Annotated in this window: 25 protein-coding genes; 1 reads left to right on the top strand and 24 read right to left on the bottom strand. The window is 42.5% G+C overall.

Translation table 11 applies throughout. The annotated features are described in order from the left end of the window. The 22 genes from hslV to smc all read right to left on the bottom strand — a co-directional run bounded on the left by hslV (nucleotide 1) and on the right by smc (nucleotide 21,542). A complete protein-coding gene (gene hslV, locus QR721_RS05995; RefSeq protein WP_431189534.1) occupies nucleotides 1-483 on the bottom strand; it encodes an HslVU peptidase proteolytic subunit in 483 nt (160 codons plus the stop codon). An 80-nt stretch (nucleotides 484-563) separates the two neighbouring features. Further along, nucleotides 564-1,469 (bottom strand): tyrosine recombinase XerC, encoded by a 906-nt coding sequence (gene xerC, locus QR721_RS05990; RefSeq protein WP_348029546.1) that lies wholly within the window; start codon nucleotides 1,467-1,469, stop codon nucleotides 564-566. A 225-nt stretch (nucleotides 1,470-1,694) separates the two neighbouring features. Beyond that, a complete protein-coding gene (locus QR721_RS05985; RefSeq protein ID WP_348029545.1) occupies nucleotides 1,695-2,009 on the bottom strand; it encodes a hypothetical protein in 315 nt (104 codons plus the stop codon). Nucleotides 2,010-2,106: 97 nt separating this feature from the next. Beyond that, entirely contained in the window at nucleotides 2,107-4,191 is a 2,085-nt protein-coding gene (gene topA, locus QR721_RS05980) for a type I DNA topoisomerase (protein ID WP_348029544.1), read from the bottom strand. Between the two features lie 64 nt (nucleotides 4,192-4,255). Beyond that, complete coding sequence (gene dprA / locus QR721_RS05975; RefSeq protein WP_348029543.1) at nucleotides 4,256-4,999, bottom strand: DNA-processing protein DprA; 744 nt, start codon at nucleotides 4,997-4,999, stop codon at nucleotides 4,256-4,258. A 354-nt stretch (nucleotides 5,000-5,353) separates the two neighbouring features. Next, on the bottom strand, nucleotides 5,354-6,235 hold the full coding sequence (gene sucD / locus QR721_RS05970) for a succinate--CoA ligase subunit alpha (protein ID WP_348029542.1): 882 nt from the start codon (nucleotides 6,233-6,235) through the stop codon (nucleotides 5,354-5,356). Nucleotides 6,236-6,285: 50 nt separating this feature from the next. Next, nucleotides 6,286-7,446 (bottom strand): ADP-forming succinate--CoA ligase subunit beta, encoded by a 1,161-nt coding sequence (gene sucC / locus QR721_RS05965; protein WP_348029541.1) that lies wholly within the window; start codon nucleotides 7,444-7,446, stop codon nucleotides 6,286-6,288. Nucleotides 7,447-7,520: 74 nt separating this feature from the next. Then, a complete protein-coding gene (locus QR721_RS05960; RefSeq protein WP_348029540.1) occupies nucleotides 7,521-7,802 on the bottom strand; it encodes an EscU/YscU/HrcU family type III secretion system export apparatus switch protein in 282 nt (93 codons plus the stop codon). Beyond that, entirely contained in the window at nucleotides 7,799-10,027 is a 2,229-nt protein-coding gene (locus tag QR721_RS05955) for a hypothetical protein (RefSeq protein ID WP_348029539.1), read from the bottom strand. Before QR721_RS05955 ends, QR721_RS05960 begins: the two co-directional genes overlap by 4 nt. A 5-nt stretch (nucleotides 10,028-10,032) precedes the next feature. Continuing rightward, the gene (gene rnhB, locus QR721_RS05950; protein ID WP_348029538.1) at nucleotides 10,033-10,818 is read right to left on the bottom strand and encodes a ribonuclease HII; all 786 of its coding nucleotides are present in this window, start codon (nucleotides 10,816-10,818) and stop codon (nucleotides 10,033-10,035) included. 47 nt (nucleotides 10,819-10,865) lie between these two features. Continuing rightward, nucleotides 10,866-11,705 carry a ribosome biogenesis GTPase YlqF gene (gene ylqF / locus QR721_RS05945; RefSeq protein ID WP_348029537.1) on the bottom strand — a complete coding sequence of 280 codons (840 nt, stop codon included), beginning with the start codon at nucleotides 11,703-11,705 and terminating at the stop codon, nucleotides 10,866-10,868. Nucleotides 11,706-11,708: 3 nt separating this feature from the next. Further along, a complete protein-coding gene (gene lepB, locus QR721_RS05940) occupies nucleotides 11,709-12,260 on the bottom strand; it encodes a signal peptidase I (RefSeq protein ID WP_348029536.1) in 552 nt (183 codons plus the stop codon). A 102-nt stretch (nucleotides 12,261-12,362) separates the two neighbouring features. Then, nucleotides 12,363-12,707: a 50S ribosomal protein L19 gene (gene rplS, locus QR721_RS05935; protein ID WP_348029535.1), complete on the bottom strand. Its 345-nt coding sequence runs from the start codon at nucleotides 12,705-12,707 to the stop codon at nucleotides 12,363-12,365. A 131-nt stretch (nucleotides 12,708-12,838) separates the two neighbouring features. Then, nucleotides 12,839-13,573 (bottom strand): tRNA (guanosine(37)-N1)-methyltransferase TrmD, encoded by a 735-nt coding sequence (gene trmD / locus QR721_RS05930; RefSeq protein WP_348029534.1) that lies wholly within the window; start codon nucleotides 13,571-13,573, stop codon nucleotides 12,839-12,841. Beyond that, complete coding sequence (rimM, locus tag QR721_RS05925; RefSeq protein ID WP_348029533.1) at nucleotides 13,573-14,088, bottom strand: ribosome maturation factor RimM; 516 nt, start codon at nucleotides 14,086-14,088, stop codon at nucleotides 13,573-13,575. The genes trmD and rimM overlap by 1 nt, the downstream gene beginning before the upstream one ends. A gap of 7 nt (nucleotides 14,089-14,095) precedes the next feature. Then, nucleotides 14,096-14,491 carry a YlqD family protein gene (locus QR721_RS05920; RefSeq protein WP_348029532.1) on the bottom strand — a complete coding sequence of 132 codons (396 nt, stop codon included), beginning with the start codon at nucleotides 14,489-14,491 and terminating at the stop codon, nucleotides 14,096-14,098. A gap of 78 nt (nucleotides 14,492-14,569) precedes the next feature. Beyond that, nucleotides 14,570-14,827: a KH domain-containing protein gene (locus QR721_RS05915; RefSeq protein ID WP_348029531.1), complete on the bottom strand. Its 258-nt coding sequence runs from the start codon at nucleotides 14,825-14,827 to the stop codon at nucleotides 14,570-14,572. Further along, entirely contained in the window at nucleotides 14,828-15,100 is a 273-nt protein-coding gene (gene rpsP / locus QR721_RS05910) for a 30S ribosomal protein S16 (RefSeq protein WP_348029530.1), read from the bottom strand. A gap of 82 nt (nucleotides 15,101-15,182) precedes the next feature. Next, a complete protein-coding gene (gene ffh, locus QR721_RS05905) occupies nucleotides 15,183-16,526 on the bottom strand; it encodes a signal recognition particle protein (RefSeq protein WP_348029529.1) in 1,344 nt (447 codons plus the stop codon). 15 nt (nucleotides 16,527-16,541) lie between these two features. Then, nucleotides 16,542-16,868: a putative DNA-binding protein gene (locus tag QR721_RS05900; RefSeq protein WP_348029528.1), complete on the bottom strand. Its 327-nt coding sequence runs from the start codon at nucleotides 16,866-16,868 to the stop codon at nucleotides 16,542-16,544. Between the two features lie 76 nt (nucleotides 16,869-16,944). Beyond that, on the bottom strand, nucleotides 16,945-17,958 hold the full coding sequence (gene ftsY, locus QR721_RS05895; protein WP_348029527.1) for a signal recognition particle-docking protein FtsY: 1,014 nt from the start codon (nucleotides 17,956-17,958) through the stop codon (nucleotides 16,945-16,947). Nucleotides 17,959-17,978: 20 nt separating this feature from the next. Beyond that, complete coding sequence (gene smc, locus QR721_RS05890) at nucleotides 17,979-21,542, bottom strand: chromosome segregation protein SMC (RefSeq protein ID WP_348029526.1); 3,564 nt, start codon at nucleotides 21,540-21,542, stop codon at nucleotides 17,979-17,981. Nucleotides 21,543-21,716: 174 nt separating this feature from the next. Here smc and QR721_RS05885 point away from each other — a divergent pair, with 174 nt between their 5' ends. Beyond that, the gene (locus tag QR721_RS05885; RefSeq protein WP_348029525.1) at nucleotides 21,717-21,938 is read left to right on the top strand and encodes a DUF1128 domain-containing protein; all 222 of its coding nucleotides are present in this window, start codon (nucleotides 21,717-21,719) and stop codon (nucleotides 21,936-21,938) included. Between the two features lie 36 nt (nucleotides 21,939-21,974). Here the strand turns inward: QR721_RS05885 and rnc are convergent, their stop codons facing one another. Both rnc and acpP read right to left on the bottom strand, forming a co-directional pair. Beyond that, nucleotides 21,975-22,670, bottom strand: coding sequence for a ribonuclease III (gene rnc / locus QR721_RS05880; RefSeq protein WP_348029524.1), 696 nt, complete (start codon nucleotides 22,668-22,670; stop codon nucleotides 21,975-21,977). Nucleotides 22,671-22,787: 117 nt separating this feature from the next. Beyond that, nucleotides 22,788-23,021 carry an acyl carrier protein gene (acpP, locus tag QR721_RS05875; protein WP_348029523.1) on the bottom strand — a complete coding sequence of 78 codons (234 nt, stop codon included), beginning with the start codon at nucleotides 23,019-23,021 and terminating at the stop codon, nucleotides 22,788-22,790. Nucleotide 23,022 lies beyond the last annotated feature (1 nt).

Raw genomic sequence — 23,022 nt, 5'->3', positions numbered from 1 at the left:
TTAAAGAACTTCCAGCACAAGCTGGTGATTCGTGAACACACAGATATCTGCTGCGATACCTAACGCTGCTTTTGCAATATCTTCCGCCGATAAATGTGGGGCATGCTGTTTCAAAGCCCTGCCGGCACTCAAGGCAAAATTGCCGCCGGAACCAATGGCTAGAATTCCGTCATCGGGTTCAATTACTTCACCCGTCCCAGAAACAAGAAGCATTTTCTCCGCATCCATGACGATAAGCATTGCTTCAAGCTTGCGCAATACTTGATCACTTCTCCATTCTTTCGCTAGTTCTACAGCAGCCCGGGAAAGATTGCCGTCGAACGTTTCAAGTTTGGCCTCAAACTTTTCAAATAGTGTGAAAGCATCGGCAACTGATCCGGCAAACCCCGCCAGAACCTTGCCATTAAATAAACGTCGTACCTTTTTGGCTGTATGCTTCATGACAATAGAATTACCGAGTGTCACTTGGCCGTCTCCGCACATGGCAGCATGGCCTTCATGCTGAATTGCAAATATTGTAGTCGCATGTATCTCATTGGACAATCAAATCACCTCTCCAATTATTATGCTCTCGGATGGCTGTTCATATATACTTTACGCAGCCGGTCCTTCGTAACATGCGTATAAATTTGCGTTGAAGACAGACTCGAGTGCCCAAGAAGCTCTTGAACCGACCGTAAATCAGCGCCTTCATTAAGCAAATGTGTTGCAAAAGTATGGCGCAGTTTATGAGGATGGACATGAATTGAAAGTGCTGTTTTTTCAACCATTTTTTTCAAAATAAGTCTGATACCCCGTTCAGTCAGAGCCCCTCCGCGGTTATTCAAGAAAAGCATTTCAGTAATTTTTTCAGCTTTTCCGAGCAGTACTTCCCGGCCCTGATATATGTAGCGCTCAAGTGCTACCCTAGCGTATTCACCAAAAGGCACATAGCGTTCTTTGCTGCCTTTACCTCTGACAAGTAGTGTACATGTCGACAAGTCAAGATGACGCAGTTCCAGTCCTGCAATCTCACTGACTCGCAACCCTGCTCCATACAAAGTCTCTAGGATAGCCTGATCTCTTTGTCCAAGCGGTTTTGATAAATCGTTTACTTTGAACAATGAATCAAGCTCTTCTCCATACAAGAAACCTGGCACAGGCTTATCTTGCTTAGGCAAAGAAAGCACAACAAAAGGATTGGCAGAAACAACCTTCTCCCGTTCCAAAAATCTAAAAAAGCTGCGCAAACTGGATATCTTACGCGACACCGATCTGCGACTCAGCTTTCTCTCGTACAATTCAGTTAAAAACAAGCGGGTGGAATGTTGATCAATATCTTCCAATAGTAAGCCTTCCGCATCCATGAACTGAAAAAAATCAGCAAGGTCTTTTAAATAGGCCTGGACTGTATGCGGTGAGGCATTCTTCTCAACTTGCAAATAATCTTTGAATAGCCGTTGCAGTTCCGATTTGTGAACGGGCTTCACTGCATCACCTCATTTTCAACGCTATAAATCATAACATACAGGAATTGGCCGTGCAATCAATTTAACAAAATTGTAACAAGATTCTGAAATAGTTCATGCTTCACAAAAAAATACCTGCTTTTGAACTGTTTATGTCATATTCATATGTTACCAAGAAGGAATTATAAACCTTCTAGGTTCGATAGTCAAACATTCAGATTTAACATGCTAGTTCACGTTTTTTGTTTATTCCAATATACCCATTTCTCTAATTTCTTCTCTTGTCTTTTCAGTGCCCGTTTCAAATATCTTTCTGTATAAAAGAATAAGATCTGCATCATAAGCGGCCCGTCTATCATCGGCTCCCCATTCATCAAATGGCTTGCTTAAATAACCAAGAGCTTTAAAAGTCTCCCGATTCTGACCTTGGAAGAGTTGCTTAATTTCTTGCACGTCATCATAATCTGCAATGATTTCATATTCAATTCCGCTTTCTGGAATCGACATCTCTCTAATCTCCTGGGTATCTACTGTTACAAATAAGTGTTTTTTCAGATGCAAATCAATCTCCTCCTTTTATATGAAAGTTACTTCCCTGTTTTTATAGCTTGAAACTTACAAAAACCCGTCAGCCTAAGCTGACGGGTTCATCTCTGTTTTATGCTTTTTGTGCCACTTCTTTGTAGTCACATTCCACACATTGAATCTGTGTTTCCTTCTTGCCTTTCTTCTCAACAAGCAGGCCTGAACATTTCGGACATGGCCGGGCGATTGGTTTATCCCAAGATACAAAGTCACAATCAGGGAAACGGTCACACCCATAAAATACTCGGCGCTTTTTCGATTTTCGTTCTACAACATTGCCTTCTTTGCATTTCGGACATTTGACTCCAATTTCTTTTAGAATTGGCTTCGTATTCCGGCAATCTGGGAAGTTTGAACAAGCGAGAAACTTGCCGTAGCGTCCCATTTTATAAACCATCTCATGGCCGCATTCTTCACAGTCGATTCCAGCCGGTTCATCACGGATTTCAATCTTATCCATTTCAATTTCCGCTTTTTCAAGCCTTTTCGAAAAGCCTTGATAAAATCCGTCTATCAAATCAATCCATTGTAGTTTGCCCTCTTCTACTGTATCAAGGTCGCCTTCCATTTTTACAGTAAATTCAGCATCAATGATTTCCGGGAAGAAATCCTGCATGACCTCATTTACGATCGTCCCTAGCTCAGTAGGAATGAAACGTTTATTATCCATGCTCACGTAACCACGGCGCTGAATTGTGTCAAGCGTTGGCGCGTATGTGGACGGTCTACCAATTCCAAGCTCTTCCATAGTCTTTACAAGCCTTGCTTCTGTATATCTTGGAGGCGGCTGCGTGAAATGCTGATTCGGGTTGATTTCCTTAGCATCAGCGGTCATGCCTTCTTCAAGCTGTGGAAGGAATTTTTCCTCTTCCTTTTTATTATCATCACTGCCTTCGACATATACTTTCATAAAGCCTTTGAACTTGACCTTTGAGCCAGTTGCCCGGAATTCAACTTCGCCATTTAGCAAATGGACTGTCATCGTATCCATAATTGCTGACGCCATCTGGCTTGCAAGGAAACGTTCATAGATCAATTTATAAAGTTTCAATTGGTCATTGGAAAGGATGCCTTTCAGTGATTGTGGTGTCCTAGAGACTGATGTAGGGCGTACTGCTTCGTGTGCATCCTGTGCGCCCTCCTTCTGCTTCCCGCTTCCAGTTTTCGTACCGAGGTATTCTTTTCCATATTGTTCCTCGATGAAACCGCGTGCTTCAGCTTTTGCCGTCTCAGAAATACGTGTAGAGTCTGTACGCATGTACGTGATAAGACCTGTAATTCCTCCGGCTTTTCTCCCAAGGTCAATTCCTTCGTAAAGCTGCTGAGCTACCATCATCGTTTTCTTGGCTCGGAAGTTCAGCTTGCGTGCAGCCTCCTGCTGGAGAGATGAAGTTGTAAATGGAAGTGATGGATTTCTCTTACGTTCTCTTTTGTTTACCTTACTGATGTCAAACTTGCTTCCAGACATAGCATTCATGATTTCCTTGACATCGTCTTCTGTCTTAAGATCATGCTTTTTACCGTTTATGCCATAGAAGCTGCCTTCAAAGTTTTCACCATCTTTTTCAAACAGTGCTTCGATAGACCAATACTCTTCAGGTTCGAAGTTCTCGATTTCCCGTTCTCGGTCGATGATCATCTTAACGGCCACCGACTGAACTCGGCCAGCACTTAAGCCTTTCTTCACTTTCTTCCATAATAATGGACTGATATTATAACCGACAAGCCGGTCAAGAATACGACGCGCCTGTTGAGCATCTACAAGATCTTTATTAATTGACCTCGGATGTTTGAAAGACTCCTTTATTGCATCTTTAGTAATTTCATTAAATACAACACGACAATCGGAATCTTCATCTACATTCAATGCATGGGCAAGATGCCAGGCAATTGCTTCCCCTTCTCTGTCGGGGTCAGCCGCTAGATATATTTTTTTCGCTTTTTTTGCGGATTTCTTCAAGTCTTTTAGGATATCGCCTTTTCCGCGAATCGTAATATATTTCGGTTTATAGCCATCTTCAACATCCACAGCCATTTGGCTCTTAGGCAAATCGATGACATGCCCCATAGATGCTTTCACTGTATATTTCTTTCCAAGGTATCGTTCGATCGTCTTCGCTTTTGCAGGCGATTCCACGATTACCAGATAATCTGACATATCAAATGCCTCCCAATTGAGGTTCCTGTAATATATTTGGAAATCTTCACTAATAGTAAATACATCAATCACTTTTGTCAAATGTATGCACAAAGTGCTTAAGATGAGGTTCATACTGCCTTGCCCCAAAATCCACCCAGTCCTTAGTGATATCTGACCCACATGTAACAAGCTTCGCGCCTTGCCCAATCAAGTCGTGACAACCTGCAGATTGAGGAAGAAACAGGGAATCTGGCATGGCATAAACCTCCCTTCCCTGATCAAGTGCCTGATCTACTGTAATCATTGTACCGCTTCTTGAAAGTGCTTCTATTACAACAACTCCGAAGGATAGCCCACTAATAATCCTGTTTCTTTCTGGAAAATGATACTTTTTCGGCGGAGTATCCGGGGGATATTCAGATAGCAGTAAACCAGTATTGGCAATCATTTTTGAAAGAGGCAGATGATTTCGCGGATAAATGTAGTTAAAACCTGAGCCTAGTACAGCGATTGTCTTTCCTCCTACAGTAAGAGCGCGTTCATGTGCCTGGGCATCTATTCCACTCGCAAGCCCGCTTACAATGCAAAAGCCTGCCTTTGTAAGTGGATCAACAATCGCAGCTGTTTTATGAGAGCTCCCTGCCGACGGATTACGTGTTCCAATAACACTGATTGCTGGCTGTATTAACAGATGGTCACGACCTAAAACGTAAAGGATGAGCGGAGCATCTTTTATTAATCGCAGCAAGGGAGGATACTCGCGGTCAAACCACGTTAATATTTTAATACGCTTCTGTTCTTCCCGAATCTGTTCTTGCAATCTCATGCAATGCAAATCCGAATGAAGCTTGTTGGCCCGCTCAGGTGCTAGATTATACAAGTTGGTTATATCCTTTGAACTCAGCTCATAAACCCGCTGCAACTCTCGATCATCTTGTAAAATAATTCTGGCAAGTCGCCTCGTCATTCCTCTGCATCTCATCATATGTATCATTCTATACCGCATTCAAAGATTCCTCTTTTCCATAAATTCCTTTCAATGATTTTACCGGATCGCACACGTATTGAAAAAAATACAAAATCAGAAATTTGATTGATCGCAAAGTGAAAAACAACCAAAAAGCACTGAAAAAAGGACAAATTGCTGTCCTCTTTCAGTGCTAAAAAGTAATTTTTTTATTCAAGATTTCGCTAAACTCATCGCTTTAATTAATGCGTCGGCCATCTCTGCCGGAGATTCTGCAACTGTAATACCGCATTCTTTTAAAGTTTTAATTTTATCTGCTGCCGTACCCTTGCCACCGCTTATAATGGCGCCTGCATGCCCCATTCTCTTCCCAGGTGGTGCAGTTTTTCCCGCAATAAAACAAGCGACTGGCTTCGTCATATTGTCCCTGATCCAATAAGCCGCTTCTTCTTCCTGTGTACCGCCAATTTCACCAATCATGAGAACAGCAGTTGTTTCGCTATCATTCTCAAAAGCCTGCAGAATATCGATAAAATGAGTCCCACTTACAGGATCTCCCCCGATTCCTACAGCAGTAGATTGGCCCAGACCATGTTCAGTCAGCTGATGTACAGCCTCATAGGTCAATGTACCAGAACGAGAAACAACCCCAACAGAACCTTTTTTGTGTATATGTCCGGGCATAATGCCAATTTTACACTCTTCCGGCGTAATAACTCCTGGACAATTTGGACCAATTAAAATGGCACCCTTTTCTTTAACAAAGGTCTTTGCTTTAATCATGTCCAACACAGGTATATGCTCTGTTATGCAAATGAGCAGTTTAATGCCAGCTTCTGCTGCCTCCATAATTGCATCAGCTGCAAACGGAGCTGGTACATAGATAACTGAAGCGTCGGCATTGCTTTTATCCTGTGCTTCTCTTACTGTATTGTAAACAGGTATATCGAGCACATTTTTGCCGCCTTTTCCTGGTGTCACACCTGCAACGATTTTGGTACCGTAATCAAGCATTTGTTCTGCATGAAAATGAGCGGCAGATCCTGTTATCCCCTGTACAATCACTCTAGTATCTCGGTTGATCAAAATGCTCATGACATCCACCCTTTCCAGGAATGCTCAAACAAACATTGAATGAACATATATCAACGGACAAGTGATACAATTTTTCCTGCTCCTCCACCAAGCGAATCAGCCGGAATGATCGTTAAATCAGATTCAGAAAGAATTCTTTTCCCTTCTACAGAATTTGTCCCTTCTAATCTGACAACGAGTGGCAGCTGAAGGTTTGTAGCTCTTGCTGCTTCAACAATCCCAGATGCAATGATGTCACATTTCATAATGCCGCCAAAAATGTTAACAAAAATCCCCTTCACATTCCGATCTTTCAAAATGATCTTAAATGCTTCAGTTACTTTTTCTACTGTAGCATCTCCACCAACATCAAGGAAATTTGCCGGTGTACCACCATGATGACGAATAATATCCATGGTAGCCATTGCAAGTCCTGCTCCGTTAACCATACAGCCAATATTGCCATCTAATGCAATATAGCTGAGTTCGTGTTCGGCCGCTTCCTTTTCACGCTGATTCTCTTCAGTTTCATCCTTCAGCTCATTCAGTTCAGGGTGTCTATACAATGCGTTATCATCAAAACTCAACTTAGCGTCCAAGGCTACTAGCTCGTTACCCTTAGTAACAATTAGAGGGTTAATTTCTGCAATAGTACAATCGTGATCAACGAATAACTTGTAAAGCTTCGTTATAAAACTAGCTCCACTTCTCGCCAAAGCTGCGGGCAATCCCATCGCAAACGCAAGGCGGCGTGCCTGGAAATCCGAGAGTCCAAATGCCGGGTCCACTGTTTCGCGGCAAATTTTCTCTGGTTCTTTTTTGGCTATTTCTTCTATATTCATTCCACCTGCTGCAGAGCCGATTAAAACAATTTTCGATTGAGAACGATCCATTGCCACACTTAAGTAAAATTCACGCTCTATTTCGCAGCCTTCTTCAATTAGCAATCTGCGAACTACTTTTCCTACTGGACCTGTCTGCTTCGTAATAAGCTCTCTATCCAGCAGCTCAGCAGCGGCCGCCTTTGCATCTTCCTTCGTATGACAGATTTTGACCCCGCCAGCTTTTCCTCTGCCGCCTGCATGAATTTGTGCTTTTACAACTATGACCTGTGCATCCATACCATCAATGGCATTGTCGGCTTCTTCCTTTGTCATTGCAGGAAAGCCGATCGGCACGGGAATACCTTTACTTTTTAATATTTCTTTCGCCTGATATTCATGTATGTTCATCCGTATCTCCTGCTTTCTGAAACATAATGAAAGGTTGAAACTCTGAACTATACTTTATGACATTACTTCATTAATCATGAATGTTTTTTGCGGCCTATGTCCTGGTCTGTCTTGTAAATGTAGGCAAACACTTCAGCAACTGCCTGATAAAGTTCTTCTGGAATTGCTTGATTGATATCCAATTTCCCAAGCAATTCAACAAGCGAAGCATCTTCCATAATCGGTACATTGCTCTCTTTCGCTTTTTGGATAATATTCTCAGCCGTAAGCCCTTTTCCCGTAGCCGCAACCTTAGGAGCGGTATGCTGCTGAGTATCATATTTGAGCGCTACTGCTTTTTTTCGCTGCTCATTCATATGCGGTAATCCACCTTTCCGGATTTATTACCTCGCTGTACGACACTAGCAGCACTATTTGAAGAACGATCGACCTGTTCTCTTGCCGATCTGGATTTAATGCTAATGCTAGCAAGCTTATAATCCATCTCTTCAAGTCCTTTTTCCAGCAGGGGTACGAACCTTCTAGCAACAGAAGAAATAAGATCATGATCGTTATAAACCGTAACGGAGACATTCCCTTTATTCACATTCATATCGACAATCGTTTCTTCGAGATTTTGCAAGTCTAGGTAGAAAAGGATTCTGCAAAATTCAGGGTTAATCGCCCCATTTTTATCTTTTTTCCCTTCAAAGTCGAGACGGGCATCGCTTTCAAGTCCAAGTGCTCCTCCTGGAAGCATCATTGAGGCTTGGATTAAGTGTTCGGACTGAGAAACTGACTGTAATTGTAAGCCATTGATGAATTGAAGCATTTGCCTGCCCGCTTCTTGAACTTGCGACGGCTGGCCAGGAGCTTTATCCAATAGGAGTAATTGTGACTTCAAATCTTGAGACACTTTGCTTGTCTCTCCTCTGAAAATATTCTCTTCATGAGTAAGCCCTGTTTCATCAATCATTAGCCTGATAGCACCAAGAAACTGCTCTTTAGGCTGTGGTTGAGTAAATAATGTTCCGGATTGGAGCTTTGTGTGAATTTTTTCAAGCTGAGTTAAATCTGTTTTAAGGGCTGTAAACTTTTCTAGCGTAGCAATGAGTTTTTCAACCATTTGCGGGTTTCTATCCAATTGCTCCTTTATCGCAGCTGCTGCTTTGGCCGGAAGCAAAGGCAACAGTTTCTGTTCAACATCCTGCGCCAATTTTCCAACGACGTTTTGAGGCAATGATTGATTTGTAGATGCAGCATTACGCAGCTCCTGTCCATACTCAGATAAAAGGCTGCTTGCAGCTGTTTGTTGAGCTGATTTCACTCCAATCCACTTGTCCAGCGCCAGGGCAATTTCTTTTTCTGACAAGTTAAAAGGCAGTGGAAAACGAGTCGGAGAACCATCGGAGTTAATAGTTCTCTGTTCCGATCCAATTGGTGTCTGCTGGACTTTTTCCAGAGGGCTCTGCTGCAAGGCTTGCAGTTGCGGCTCTTTGGTCTGGACTTCATTGGTTATTGATGAGATTCCAGTTTGCAAGGATTTGAACAATGTACTTGCAGTTTGCCCATTCACATTAAGTACATTTTCTTTTCCAGAAAGCATCTCTAAAGATAACGGAGTCGCTTCCTTAAAAGTAGAGGCATTTCTCTGGATGAACGATGTCCACTCGCTTTTCCATGTAGAAAAAGTAGTTTCACCGTTAATTAAACCAGCTTCCTTAACAGCATTAAATAATGCCGTATTTTCCGTCAGAAGCGGAGTGAGTTGCTTAACGGTCAGCGACGTCATAAAGTGAGGACGGCTTGACATCCTTTCCAGCATTTCAATCGCTGAAGTTAACGCCTTTGACTGGCTTGTAATCAGGGTGCCATCCGTCAATGTGGCATTACGTGCTTGAGGGATGTTCAGACCAGTTTTGCTGTTACTGACTGTCTCAGCGAATTTGTTCTGAAGTCTTTCCCAAAGTGTGCCACCCTTCAACTGCTTGCTATCTTCCAGGAGATTACCGGGCTTTATTTGGGATTGTGATTCTGCCGCCTTCACAAATTGTGAAAGCGCTTGCCTCACAACTTCATTTAGCCCTTTTGTCTCTTTCATAAACAATGCGAGGAATATGTCTTTTGTTAGAGGAATTCTGCTGCCAACCATCGTTTTGATCAATTCAGCAGCAGCTATTTTATCCGGAGCTTCTTTTAATAAGGCAAACGCCTGTCGTAACTGTTCTTTTTCGACAGGAATATGGGAATTCAAGAGGTTTTTTGTCAAGGCAAGTTCAGCCTTGCCTGACTGTAAACCAAGTTTGGTCAAAAGGTTGGCAATATTCTGTTCAGTGTCCCTGGAAGACTGCTCTCCTATCACCTTAAGGAAAACCGTTCCTTCCTCAACACTCACTTGAAAATGATAGCGTTCACCAACTGAAAGCCCTGTCTCAAGCTGTGCAACCATTTGTTTGCCACCGATCTGTATTAGGGCTTTTTGGTTTGGATACAATTTGGCAACTTTGCCATCAACAATTTGACCAGTTCGGAGAGACACTTCTTTTGTCTGTAAAGTAGTGGTCCCTTGAACCGGCTGGCCGGTTATGCGATTGTGGCTCATCACGCTCATCCTTTTTGGTGTATTGTTGTCGCCTGTGCTACCGGCGAGAAAGATTGGCGATGACATGGAGAAGGGCCGAACTTCGCAAGACCTTCAAGATGGTCTTTTGTTCCGTAGCCTTTATTGGAATCAAATCTATATTGGGGATAGATTTCATGCAACGCTAGCATAATGCGGTCGCGCTCCGTTTTTGCCAAAATACTCGCGGCAGCAATCGAAACACTTCTTGCATCTCCCTTTTCAATTGACTCCGAGGGACAGCGGAGATATGTAAGTCGTACTGCATCTATCAAGCAAAATTCCGGCTCAGGCTGCAAGCGCTCAATTGCTGTAAGCATTGCTTTTTTTGTAGCTTCAAATATATTGATTCGGTCAATCTCCCCTGCTTCAATGACTGAAACATGCCAAGAAACAGCCTCTTCTTTTATAACTGCAGCATAATGGTCCCTTTGTTTCTCAGTAAGTTTTTTTGAATCATTCAAACCCGGCAAAAAGAAACCTTCCGGAAGAATAACGGCTGCTGCTGTCACAGGACCTGCGAGAGGACCGCGGCCTGCCTCATCGATACCCGCAATAAAACGGTATCCTCTTTCCCTCTGCCGATTCTCAAATAGGCACATCTGTATAAATTGGTTGCGCAGTTCCGTTTCTTTTTCCTGCTTTTTCTGCAGCTTTGTAAGAATTTGCTGTACACCTTTGCGCGGATCTTCTTTTAATTGTGCAAGAAAAGCCGCACTAGGCGGCTTTTCTTCCAGCAATGTCTTAATTTCTGAAATTGATTTTTTCTCCATAATTTCACCTGTACTTTATATCGTCATAAGCAGACTGTTTTTTAAGCCTAAACTTGTTCGAGAGTAATTTTGCCAAGTCTACCTGTCCGAAGATCGCGAAGCACAATATTCGCTACTTTTTCAAAATTGACATGGCCGCCGCTTTCAAGCGCACCAAACTTCTTGCCAATGAGTGTAAATATATCCCACATATCGTGCATGTCACTTGTAATTCCATAGCGTTCTTCTATCATATGCTCATAATGTTCTTGACCATACGTGATTACATGAGCAGCTACATCCTGAAGCGGCAGAAGCTGATCTTTAATAGTACCAATCGCAGCAAGTCGATACGCTACCTCTTCATCTTCGAATTTCGGCCATAGAATACCTGGTGTATCAAGAAGCTCAAAATCATTTCCTACTTTCACCCAAAGTTGTTGCTTCGTAATACCAGGGCGGTCACCTGTTTTTGCTGCCTTTTTGTTGACAAGTCGGTTGATCAGAGTCGATTTCCCTACGTTAGGAATTCCGACGATCATTGCTCGAGCAGGTCGTGGCTGGATACCCTTTTTTTGAAGTTTTTCCATTTTGTCATCACCAAGTTGTTTAGCCATTTGGATCAGTTTTTTTATATCCATTTTATTGTTAGCATCAATGGAGATGGCACGCGCCGAATTCTCATAAAAATCAAGCCAGCGTCTCGTCATTTCCTCATCAGCAAGATCTCTCTTCATCATGACGACAAGTTTTGGCTTATCTTTGATTACTTCCTTCAACATTGGATTTTCGGTTGAGGCAGGTGCACGGGCGTCAACAAGTTCAATGACAAAATCGACGAGCTTTAATTTTTCAGAAACTTCCCGTCTTGCCTTGGCCATATGTCCCGGGAACCATTGAATTGTCATTTTTTATTCCCCCAAAATTTGCATTCGGTTTATTGGCCAGTAGATAACACTCGTTTTACCGACTATCTTATCCATCGGAATAAGACCGATTATCCGTGAATCAGTAGAGTTCGTACGGTTATCACCAAGTACAAACACATAACCTTTCGGAATCGTTTCATATGCTCCTGGCAGATCTTCAAGCTGAAAATCATTTGTAAGCGGTCTATCTTTCAATTTGTCAAAAAACGGCTCATTTTTTTTCTTCCCATTTATATAAAGTTGGTTGTCTTTATAGGCAACGTGGTCTCCTGGAAGTCCAATGACACGTTTTATAAAATCTTTTTTATCAGAAGCGTGAAAAACAATGACGTCAAAACGATGCGGTTCACCAATCTTATATCCAATCTTGTTCACTATCATATGGTCACGATTGTGAAGGGTCGGCTGCATCGAAGGGCCATCCACTACAATTGGTTCGAATAGAAAGATCTTTACAACACCAAATATAACAAGAGCAATTAAAATTGCCTTGATCCATTCCCACCACTCGTTTTTGTTCTTCGTTTCAGTCATGAGCGACCTCCTTGGTTCGATCATATTTTAGTTGTTTGAAAGCGGTTGCTCCCATTAAAAAAAGGAGCTTTGCATGTCCATGCTAAGCTCCTTTTTGTTTCATTACCGGCGTTCTTTGATTCTTGCAGCTTTACCACGAAGGTTGCGCAAGTAGTACAATTTCGCACGGCGTACGCGTCCTTTGCGTGTTACTTCGATTTTATCGACACGCGGGGAGTGTACTGGGAATGTACGTTCAACACCAACACCGTAAGAAATCTTTCTTACTGTGAATGTTTCACTGATTCCACCGTTTTGGCGTTTGATTACAACACCTTCGAAAACCTGGATACGCTCGCGGCTGCCCTCGACAACCTTAACGTGGACCTTTACAGTGTCCCCTGCGCGAAATTCCGGATGATCTGTACGAAGCTGATCTTTTGTGATGCTTTCAATTAGTGTTTGCATCTGCTTTTCTCCTTCCAAACCAATGCTCTTGCCATATAAGTTAGATGACAGCGGAACATCGTTTATTTACAACAAATACATCAATTAATATAACATACGATGAGGCTTGACACAATACAAAAGAGACAATTTTATTGCTCGTTTTTCAACTTAGCAAGCACAGTTTTCTGCAAGTCAGTCAAATTGCCTTCTTCAAGCAGGTCAGGACGTCTTTCAAGTGTACGCCTGAGCGATTCACGCATGCGCCACTCTTCAATATGTGCATGGTTTCCACTAGTAAGGACTTCTGGTACTTTCATTCCACGGAAGTTAGCGGGTCTCGTATAATGAGGATGCTCAAGAAGGCCCGTCGAGAATGAATCCTCGACCGCAGATTCAGAATTACCCAGTGCATCAGGAAGCAGTCTTACAACACTGTCTACAACGACCATTGCCCCTAGTTCTCCTCCTGTAAGTACATAATCCCCAATAGATATTTCGTCCGTTACAAGATGTTCACGAATTCGCTCATCATAGCCCTCATAATGGCCACATAGGAAAATAAGATGCTCTTCCCGTGCCAGTTCTTCTGCTTTACGCTGATTGTACCGCTCACCTTGCGGGCACATAAGAATAATCCGAGGCTTCGTCTCCCGTTTTTTCGTGACCGATTCTACACAGTCAAAGATAGGCTGAGGGGCTAGAACCATCCCGGCTCCTCCGCCAAATGGGTAATCATCAACTTTGTTGTGCTTATTCTCGGTGAAATTCCGGAAGTCGACTAGATCACAGCTGTATTTGCCTTTTTCACGAGCTTTTTTTAGGATGGACTCGTTTAACACTCCATCAAACATGCCTGGAAACAATGTCAAAATGTCAATATGCATCAGTCGAGCAATCCTTCCATTGGTTCTATTTCAATCCGTTTTCTTGTCGGGTCAACACTTTTAACGACCTCTTCAATATAAGGAATTAGTTGATCCTTTCCGTGAGGACGCTGGATGACCCATACATCATTTGCCCCAGGCGAAAGGATCTCTTTTACCTTACCAAGTTCCTCGCCATTTGGAAGAAATACGGAGCAACCAATAATTTCATGATAGTAGAATTCATTATCAGGAAGCTCTTCAAGCATTGTCTTCGGTATCTTTAAGTAAGAACCTTTAAATTTTTCTACTTCATTAATATTGCCAAACTCCTTGAAACAGATAAGATCAAAACCTTTATGGACTCTATGAGCAGTTACCGTAACCTGCTGAACTTCCTTATCAGGACCTTCTAAATAAAGAATATTACCTGGCTTAAATCTGTCATCAAAATCGCTGATCCGCAGTACTTTAACTTCGCCGCGAATTCCATGAGTATTAACAATTTTCCCTGCATTTAATAGTTCCATTTCCATCTGCCCTTCACCTGCCGCTTTCAACTCTGATTACAATACCGTCTTTTACAACGATGGCACCGGGTTCCATCAGCTCATCCCATTGCATTCCCGGACTGACTTCAACAAGAGCTTCAACTTCCCGTTCAATCATTTCCATTCCATCAGGAAGGATATCCAACTGTTCAGTCTTAAATTCAGTAATCCTGATTTCATCTTGTCTCCTGCCGATTTCGGACTGAAAGCGCCTTGCGATCTCTTTTTTACTGAGTCCCGGCTTATTTTCCAATTTACGCTGTTCGAATCGGAGTTGTTGACACTCTTGTTCAAGCTGCAATTTATGATTGATGAACTTCTTCCTCATAGCTGCTTTGCTGTGCTCTGTTACTACTTGCTTGATGAGAACCTTTTTCATAATGTTCATAGTCAGAACCTCGCTCTCTCATTGGCAATTGTTACAATTATACCAAAAGAGCTCTTAAAAAGGAAAATGGGAAAGGCCTCATTCGGTCCCTTCCCATTTCTTTATATCCAAGTATACCTTCATATCAGGTGCACTTGCTTCCATCACCTTGCGGATTGCTTTGGCAATCCGTCCGTTTCTGCCGATGATTTTGCCAGCATCCTCCCGATGGACGAGCAATTGGCAAGTCAGCTTTCCATCGGTTTCAATCATTTCAATCGAAACCACATCAGGATAAACTGCCAGCGGCTTCACAATCGATTCAACGAGAGATTTCATCGCTGCGCTGAACTGCAATTACTTCTGGTTCTTCTGTTCGTGGAACTTCTTAAGAATACCTTGCTTGGAGAACAAGTTGCGAACTGTGTCGCTTGGCTGTGCGCCTTTTGCCATCCAGTCAATTGCTTTTGCTTCATCGATTGTTACATCAGCTGGGCTTGTAATCGGGTTGTATGTGCCGATTTGCTCGATTAGACGACCATCACGTGGTGAACGTGAATCTGCTACTACAATACGATAGAAAGGTTTTCTTTTAGAACCCATGCGCTTCAAACGAATTTTTACTGCCATTATAATATACCTCCAAAAATTTAATCATGATCACATTTTTTTATTCTAGCAGAAAGAACGAAGTCTGTAAAGGTTTTTTACATTACATGAAAGGAAGTTTGAATCCCTTGCCCTTTTTGCCCTTTGTCATGTTCGTCATTTGCTTCATCATCTTCTTCATATCATTAAACTGCTTGATTAGCCGGTTTACTTGGGAGACGGAAGTTCCCGAACCAACAGCAATACGCTTGCGGCGGCTAGCATTGATAATATTCGGATCAATACGTTCTTGTTTAGTCATTGATTGAATGATTGCCTCAATATGACTAAGCTGCCTTTCATCAATCTGAGCGTTCTTCAAGCCTTTGATTTTCCCCGCTCCCGGAATCATAGACATAAGATCTTCAAGCGGACCCATCTTCTTCACCTGACTCATCTGTTCAAGGAAGTCATCAAAAGTGAAGCTCATGTTTCGCATCTTTTCTTCCAGTTCCTTGGCCTGCTTCTCATCTATGTTTGATTGTGCCTTCTCAATCAGGGTAAGCACATCGCCCATACCAAGAATACGCGAAGCCATACGCTCCGGGTGGAACGGCTCAAGAGCATCAAGTTTTTCGCCCATCCCGGCAAATTTAATCGGTTTTCCGGTAACTGCTTTTATAGAAAGTGCAGCCCCGCCACGTGTATCACCGTCAAGCTTAGTCAAGACTACACCAGTTACATCAAGCTGTTCATTGAAGCTCTCAGCAACGTTCACTGCATCCTGACCGGTCATTGCATCAACAACGAGGAAAATCTCTTCAGGCTTCGCCACTTCTCGAACTTCCTGCAATTCACCCATAAGCTCTTCATCAATATGAAGACGCCCTGCCGTATCAATTAAGACATAGTCATTATGATTCGCCTTCGCTTCTTTCAATGCCTCCTGAACAATTTCAGCCGGTTTGACATCTGTGCCCATTGAGAAAACAGGCATATCAAGCTGAGCACCGAGCGTTTCCAGCTGTTTAATGGCAGCCGGACGGTAAATATCGCAAGCAACCAGGAGTGGAGAGCGATTTTGTTTCTTACGCAGATAATTTGCGAGCTTGCCGGTTGTCGTTGTTTTACCTGCCCCTTGAAGACCAACCATCATAATGACAGTAGGGGGGCGATCACTTACAGCAATTTTGCTCTGCTCGCCACCCATCAAATCTGACAGTTCTTCTTTTACAACTTTAATAACTTGTTGACCCGGTGTTAGGCTCTCCATAACTTCCTGGCCAATCGCACGCTCTTTAATACGCCCGATCAGATCTTTAACTACTTTAAAGTTAACGTCAGCTTCCAGAAGAGCAAGCCGGACTTCCCGGGTCATTTCTTTGACGTCAGCTTCGGATACTTTTCCTTTGCCAGTTATCTTTTTAATTGTATTTTGCAGCCGGTCGGCCAAACCTTCAAATGCCATTTTTCGAATCCCCCCTTAATCCAATTCTCTCAACCTGGAGATTAAATGTTCAAATTCCTCATCTGACATGTTCAAACGGTCTATTTCAAGCTTGTCAATAAGCTCTGTCCGTTTCTTGAACTTTTCATAGAGACGAAGCTTTTCTTCATATGTCTCAAGAATGGCTTCAGTACGTTTAATATTGTCATATACAGCTTGTCTGGAGACTTGGCTGTCTTCGGATATCTCGCCAAGGGAATAATCTTCGGCATAATACATTTCCATATAATTGCGCTGTTTCGGTGTAAGCAACGCCTGATAAAAATCAAACAGAGCGTTAATATACGTTGTCTTTTCAAGCATATTTATGCACCTCTTGGATTTGCAATACAATTACAATAGCGAAAAGTAGGATTAACTGTCAAGTAAATACTCTTTATTAAGCTTCTTCTTCCTTTTCAACTGACTCTTCATCAAGCATGTCAGCGAACAACCCATAAACAAACCCTTCAGCATCAAACGGCTGTAAGTCCTCCATTTTCTCACCAAGCCCGACATACTTAACTGGAATATGCATTTCATGTCGAATGGCAAGAACAATCCCGCCTTTCGCTGTTCCATCCAACTTTGTCAAAATAATACCTGTAACATTTGCAGCTTGACCAAATGTCTTGGCTTGGCTAAGTGCATTCTGACCTGTAGTTGCGTCGAGCACGAGCAAAGTTTCATGAGGAGCTCCAGGTACTTCACGCTCAATGACACGTCTAACCTTTTCAAGTTCATTCATAAGATTCACTTTGTTTTGAAGTCGCCCAGCAGTATCACATATAAGCACATCCGCTTTTCTTGATTTGGCTGCCTGAATGCCATCATAGATTACAGCTGCGGGATCGCTTCCTTCTTTATGTTTTATGACTCCTACTCCGGCCCGCTCTCCCCATACTTCAAGCTGCTCAATTGCTCCAGCGCGGAAAGTATCACCAGCTGCGAGGACTACTTCCTTCCCTTCTTCTTTCATCTGATGGGCAAGTTTGCCAATGGATGTTGTTTTACCAACACCGTTTACGCCAACAACAAGAATGACAGTTAGCCCTTCATCCTGCAGATTCAAAGATTCAATTTTTTCATCATCTTCACCGTAATAAATTTCAACAAGCTTCTCAGAAATGACGTCTTTCAGTTCTGCTGTATCTTTAATATTACGTCGTTTCACTTCCGTTTTTAGTTCATCAATCAGATCCATAACAGTCATGACGCCGACATCCGCTGTAATCAACGCCTCTTCTAGTTCTTCGAAAAAGTCCTCATCAACTTTCCGGTAGCGAGCAATCAGGTTATTGATTTTGCCGGAAAAAGATGAACGCGTTTTCTCCATGCCGGATTTATATTTCTCGGAAACTTCCTCATTCTCTTTTGTCTTGAATTTATCACGGAGTTTTTTCATGAAACTCATTTGCCACAACCCTTTCTGTTTTAAATATTAACGAGATCTTCTGCATCTGAAAGCTTGACTGATACAAGCCGTGAAACGCCTGATTCTTCCATTGTCACGCCAAACAATGCATCTGCTTCCTCCATTGTTCCTTTCCGATGTGTAATGACGATAAACTGAGTCCGCCTGCTATGTGCATGCAAATACTTTGCAAACCTTACAACATTTGCTTCATCCAAGGCGGCCTCAACTTCATCAAGAATACAGAATGGGACGGGACGGACACGCAGGATTGAGAACAGTAGAGCAATCGCAGTAAGTGCGCGCTCTCCTCCTGAAAGCAAACTGAGAGCCTTTAGCTTTTTCCCTGGTGGTTCTGCTACAATCTCAATTCCAGTACCAAGCAGATTCCCTGGATCTGTAAGTGTAAGCTCTGCACGTCCACCTCCGAAAAGTTCCTGAAACACCTGCGAAAACTCTTTCTGGATTTCATAAAATGTCTCAGCAAAGCGTCGTTCCATTTCGCCATCTAATTCCGTAATCGCTCCATTTAATGTGTGCATTGCTGTAATTAAATCTGTCTCTTGCTCAGTAAGGAAACGGAAACGTTCTGATATACGTTCGAATTCCTCAATTGCTCCTAAATTCACAGTACCTAGCCGCTCAATTTGCTTATTCAGTTGGGAAAGCTGTATTTTCCCTTGTTCAAGATTTTCACATTTTTCATATATACTTGATGCTTTCTCGTGTGTAATATTATATTCTTCCTGTAGCGTCTCCAGTTTAGAATCTAATGAAACATCTAGGCGGGCAGCGTGAATCTCTTGATTTTGCCTATCTTTCGAAAAGGCCTGCAATAGACGATTTTCTGCTTTAAGCTCCTGTTCTGCATCCTGCAGGCGCTTCGTCCGATCGTGACGTTTTTGACGAATATCTCTCAACCTCGCAAGCACATTTTCCTTTTCCTTTGCGGCTGATCTTGTTTCTTTGTCGAGTTGCTGCACAAGCTTCTCTGTCTGTGCCTCATCTGCGAAATTAAGCGATTCGTTCAGCTCAACTAACTCTGCTTTAATTGCCGAGCGCTGTTCATCGTGCAAGGCACTTCGATTGTAAAGGGCTTGTAATTGTTCCCCAGTTTTAGCGAGCTCAAGTTGTGCAGCATGGAGTTGTTCCATTACTTTGGTCTGTTTCTGCTTGTTCTTCTCATCCGCCTCAACAAGGTCCTTAATATGTTTGTCCATTTGTAAGATTTGATTCTGAAGTGCTTCAAGCTGCTCACGAATCTCAGCTTGTTTGCTAAGAAGCTCATCACGTTCTATTCGAAAATCACTATTTCCTTGTTGCTGCATTGCAAGCTGATTTTCTAAAGATTCCTTTTCAAGTTCACGTTCCTGCAGAGATCTCTCGGCCATTGCCAACTTCTCAGAATATGTTGTAAGTGTCTTCTCTGCATCTTCAAATTCATGCTTAAGGATTGAAAGTCGCTTCTCGGCCTCTCGGTGTTCATTCTGTGAACTAGCAAGCACCTTTTCTTCTTCTGTAAGAATATTATGGACTTCAATTAATTCTTTTTTTCTTGAAAAGATGCTTGTACCGGTTTTCCGTTTTGTACCGCCGGACATCGACCCTCCAGGGTTAACGACATCACCATCAATTGTAACAATACGATAACGTCGGTTGCAGAGCGCTGCAATTTCATTTGCAGCCCGGAGATCTGCAGCAATGACTACATTTCCGAGAAGATGACGGATTGCAGGCTCACTCTCCGCCTCAAATTTAATCAGATCTGATCCAATTCCAATATAACCCGAATGTTTTTCTATATTTCGAATGATAGAGTCGGGAAGACGACGGGCTTCTATCGTTTTAAGCGGCAAAAAGGTTGCCCTTCCTTTTTTATTCTGTTTCAGCCAAGCTATTCCGCTTCTAGCCGCCGCTTCATTTTCTGCAACAAGATGCTGTGCTCCTCCCCCCAGAGCAGTTTCTATCGCATCAGTAAGATGATCAGGAACAGTGATAAGCTGAATTACAGCTCCCTTGATCCCTTGAAGCTTGCCCGCTTCCATAGCCTGCAGAATCTCTTTAGTGCCAAACTGGAATCCTTGCATTTCTGCCTTCATCGTTTCGAGCATTTCTTTGCGGGATTGAAGTTTAGTAACTTTCTCATATGAACGATATTGGATATCACGTAATCTTTGCAATTCATTTTGCAAGGCAGAGATAGCATCTCTGTTCTTATGCTGGTTTGCTCTACTGGATTCTACTTGCTTTATAACTTCATATCTATAAGCTTTCGCCTTCTCAATAAACCGCTCATTCTCTTTGAGCTTCGTGTGCAGATGATCCGTTCTATCATGTTCTGAATCGGTTCTTGAGGACAATTTATCAAGTTGTTCTGCAACGGCCTTTTTTTCATTGGAAAGTGCGGCCTTCTTACTGAGCAGTTCGATATAATCAGATTTTAGATTCTCAATCTCATGTGACCGATTTATACTCAGTTCTGATAACAGTCTCTCCAGCTGAGCTATTTTCTTTAGTAATTCCTCATAAGAAAATTCTTTTTCATCGACTTCTGACCTGCATGCCTTCAAAGCATACTCAATTTCGTTGAGTTGTTTTCCTAATCTCTCTTTCTCCTGAGTTGTCTTCTGTCTGAATGCCTCCGCATGCCTGGAACGCTCCAGAAGAACTTCTCTCTTTCCTGTTGCTTGCTCGATCTGTTCAGTTAATTTGACAAGCATCGCCTGGTCTTCTTCAATCATGCCATCGAGCTCATCCAGACTCTTTTTTTCTTTCTCAATCTTGGATTCTTGTTCACCGATTGATCTTTTCCACGCAATTTCTCTGATTTCTCCTTCTTTCAACTGATCAAGAAGGCTTTTCCATTCGCCGTGAAACTGCTCAATCTCTGCAAGCAAAATTGAAATTTCCTGTGATTTGCGCTGATTCGCAAGTTCTTTATACTGCTTAGCTTTATCCGCCTGAAGTTCGAGCGGTTCAATCTGCTGCTCCAACTCACCCGCAATATCTCGAACTCTTTCCAAGTTCATTTCGGTTTCAGCAAGTTTGTATTCAGCTTTTTGCTTTCTTTGTTTGTATTTCAGAACCCCTGCTGCTTCTTCAAAGATTGTCCTGCGTTGTTCAGCCTTTGAACTCAGGATTTCCTCAACTCTTCCTTGGCTAATCATTGAGAAGGCTTCCCGTCCAAGACCCGAATCAAGAAACAGATCGATAATATCTTTCAAGCGGCATGATTTCCGATTTATATAAAACTCACTTTCGCCTGATCGGTATACTCGACGAGTAATACTTACTTCCGCAAAATCAAGTGGCAATGATTGCGATTCATTATCTAGAACAATTGTAACTTCAGCCATATTCAGTGCTTTTCTTCCCGCACTGCCTTGGAAAATAATATCTTCCATCTTGGCGCCTCGCAGTGATTTGGCTGATTGTTCGCCAAGTACCCAGCGCACAGCTTCTGTAATATTGCTTTTGCCACTGCCATTCGGTCCCACGACAGCAGTCATGCCCGGCATGAATTCCAAATCAATGCGTTCAGCAAATGATTTGAAACCGACCGTTTCCAACCGTTTTAAATACATGCTCATTCTCCTATATCAAACAAGGTGTGCAATTCATGCACAAATGTTATCTCTTGGCTTTTTAACGTAATTATCTTATCATAATCTGAATAGCAAAAGAAGGGAACGCGTGGCACTTGAGTCTAGTGTTAAAACAATGATGCCTCATACCCGGGACTTTAAAGGAGTGTTCGAATGAGTTTGGAGAAAGCTACAGAAGAGAATCTAAAAGTTATCATGGCTGGTCTCGCCGAGAGATTAAACGTTGTCAATCGTGCATTGCTCGACCCAGAAGATTACGATATATCCAAATATGAAGACCTGAAATTTATGTATGAAATGATTAAATCTCGTAATTCTCTAAGTCCTTCAGAGACTCAAGCATTCATCGAGGAATTGCGTAAAGCACGCAAATAAGAAAACGAGCGGCCAATTAAGATGCCGCTCGTTTTCTTATTTTGTATTTCTCTCGTTAAAAGCATCAAGAGCATTTTTGGCCGCTCTCTGCTCTGCTTCCTTTTTTGTGCGACCTGTTCCCGAGGCTGCAATATCATCATTTATTGAAACTTGGGCAATAAATTCCTTATCATGGGAAGGGCCCTTTTCATTAATGATCGAATAGGTAATCTGCTGATTCTTGTATTGTTGGACAAGCTCTTGAAGCTGGCTCTTATAATCCATCGCATGCGAAAAAGCACCAGTGGATACTTTCGGAAATACGTATTTTTCTAGGAAATCAATCGCCGCATCATAACCCTGATCAAGGTACAGCGCACCAAGAAATGATTCAAATACATCTGCCAGAAGAGCCGGACGATTTCGCCCGCCAGTTTGTTCTTCACCTTTTCCAAGCAGAATGTAGTTTCCAAAGTCCAGTGCCCTTGCGAAGTTGACGAGTGACGCTTCACATACAATCGATGCCCGAAGTTTCGTCATTTGCCCTTCTGCCAATTCAGTATGATTGCGAAACAAATACTGCGATACTCCGAGCTCCAGTACAGCGTCCCCAAGAAATTCAAGACGTTCATTATCCGAGTTGTTTTCTTCACGATGCTCATTCACATAGGATGAATGGGTAAAAGCCTGCTTCAGCAGATTGCCGTCCCGGAACGTGATGTTCAGGTCTTCCATCAATTGCGAAAAACTCATGGTCTACCACCTCGCGTTATAATCTTTCCGGCATGGCTCAATATATACAGAAAGTCCCGCCGAAACTGACGAGACTTTCTTTAGAGAACAGCAGTAAAACGAGCTGCTGTCATTTACTTACTGTGCACCATTTATGTAGTTCACAGCATCGCCGACTGTCTGGATCTTTTCAGCATCTTCATCGGAAATTTCCATATCGAAAGCATCTTCAAATTCCATGACGAGCTCAACTACGTCTAGAGAATCAGCTTCAAGATCTTCTTTGAAAGAAGCTTCCATTGTTACCTTGTCTGCATCCACATCCAATTGATCAACGATGATGTCTTTTACTTTATCAAATACATCTGCCACT

This window comes from Aciduricibacillus chroicocephali (genome assembly GCF_030762805.1).
In the GTDB taxonomy this organism is placed as follows: Bacteria; Bacillota; Bacilli; order Bacillales; family Amphibacillaceae; genus Aciduricibacillus; species Aciduricibacillus chroicocephali.
Note: the sequence above shows the minus strand (reverse complement) of the source record. Positions and strands in the feature narration are given on the sequence as shown.

Bases quoted from the DNA above. Each gene is read 5' to 3' on its own strand.
- hslV (WP_431189534.1), bottom strand. From the start codon at position 483: ATGTGCGGAGACGGCCAAGTGACACTCGGTAATTCTATTGTCATGAAG.
- topA (WP_348029544.1), bottom strand. From the start codon at position 4,191: ATGTCAGATTATCTGGTAATCGTGGAATCGCCTGCAAAAGCGAAGACG.
- dprA (WP_348029543.1), bottom strand. From the start codon at position 4,999: ATGAGATTGCAAGAACAGATTCGGGAAGAACAGAAGCGTATTAAAATA.
- sucD (WP_348029542.1), bottom strand. From the start codon at position 6,235: ATGAGCATTTTGATCAACCGAGATACTAGAGTGATTGTACAGGGGATA.
- sucC (WP_348029541.1), bottom strand. From the start codon at position 7,446: ATGAACATACATGAATATCAGGCGAAAGAAATATTAAAAAGTAAAGGT.
- QR721_RS05960 (WP_348029540.1), bottom strand. From the start codon at position 7,802: ATGAATGAGCAGCGAAAAAAAGCAGTAGCGCTCAAATATGATACTCAG.
- QR721_RS05955 (WP_348029539.1), bottom strand. From the start codon at position 10,027: ATGAGCCACAATCGCATAACCGGCCAGCCGGTTCAAGGGACCACTACT.
- rnhB (WP_348029538.1), bottom strand. From the start codon at position 10,818: ATGGAGAAAAAATCAATTTCAGAAATTAAGACATTGCTGGAAGAAAAG.
- ylqF (WP_348029537.1), bottom strand. From the start codon at position 11,705: ATGACAATTCAATGGTTCCCGGGACATATGGCCAAGGCAAGACGGGAA.
- lepB (WP_348029536.1), bottom strand. From the start codon at position 12,260: ATGACTGAAACGAAGAACAAAAACGAGTGGTGGGAATGGATCAAGGCA.
- rplS (WP_348029535.1), bottom strand. From the start codon at position 12,707: ATGCAAACACTAATTGAAAGCATCACAAAAGATCAGCTTCGTACAGAT.
- trmD (WP_348029534.1), bottom strand. From the start codon at position 13,573: ATGCATATTGACATTTTGACATTGTTTCCAGGCATGTTTGATGGAGTG.
- rimM (WP_348029533.1), bottom strand. From the start codon at position 14,088: ATGGAAATGGAACTATTAAATGCAGGGAAAATTGTTAATACTCATGGA.
- QR721_RS05920 (WP_348029532.1), bottom strand. From the start codon at position 14,491: ATGAACATTATGAAAAAGGTTCTCATCAAGCAAGTAGTAACAGAGCAC.
- rpsP (WP_348029530.1), bottom strand. From the start codon at position 15,100: ATGGCAGTAAAAATTCGTTTGAAGCGCATGGGTTCTAAAAGAAAACCT.
- ffh (WP_348029529.1), bottom strand. From the start codon at position 16,526: ATGGCATTTGAAGGTTTGGCCGACCGGCTGCAAAATACAATTAAAAAG.
- QR721_RS05900 (WP_348029528.1), bottom strand. From the start codon at position 16,868: ATGCTTGAAAAGACAACGTATATTAACGCTCTGTTTGATTTTTATCAG.
- ftsY (WP_348029527.1), bottom strand. From the start codon at position 17,958: ATGAGTTTCATGAAAAAACTCCGTGATAAATTCAAGACAAAAGAGAAT.
- smc (WP_348029526.1), bottom strand. From the start codon at position 21,542: ATGTATTTAAAACGGTTGGAAACGGTCGGTTTCAAATCATTTGCTGAA.
- QR721_RS05885 (WP_348029525.1), top strand. From the start codon at position 21,717: ATGAGTTTGGAGAAAGCTACAGAAGAGAATCTAAAAGTTATCATGGCT.
- rnc (WP_348029524.1), bottom strand. From the start codon at position 22,670: ATGAGTTTTTCGCAATTGATGGAAGACCTGAACATCACGTTCCGGGAC.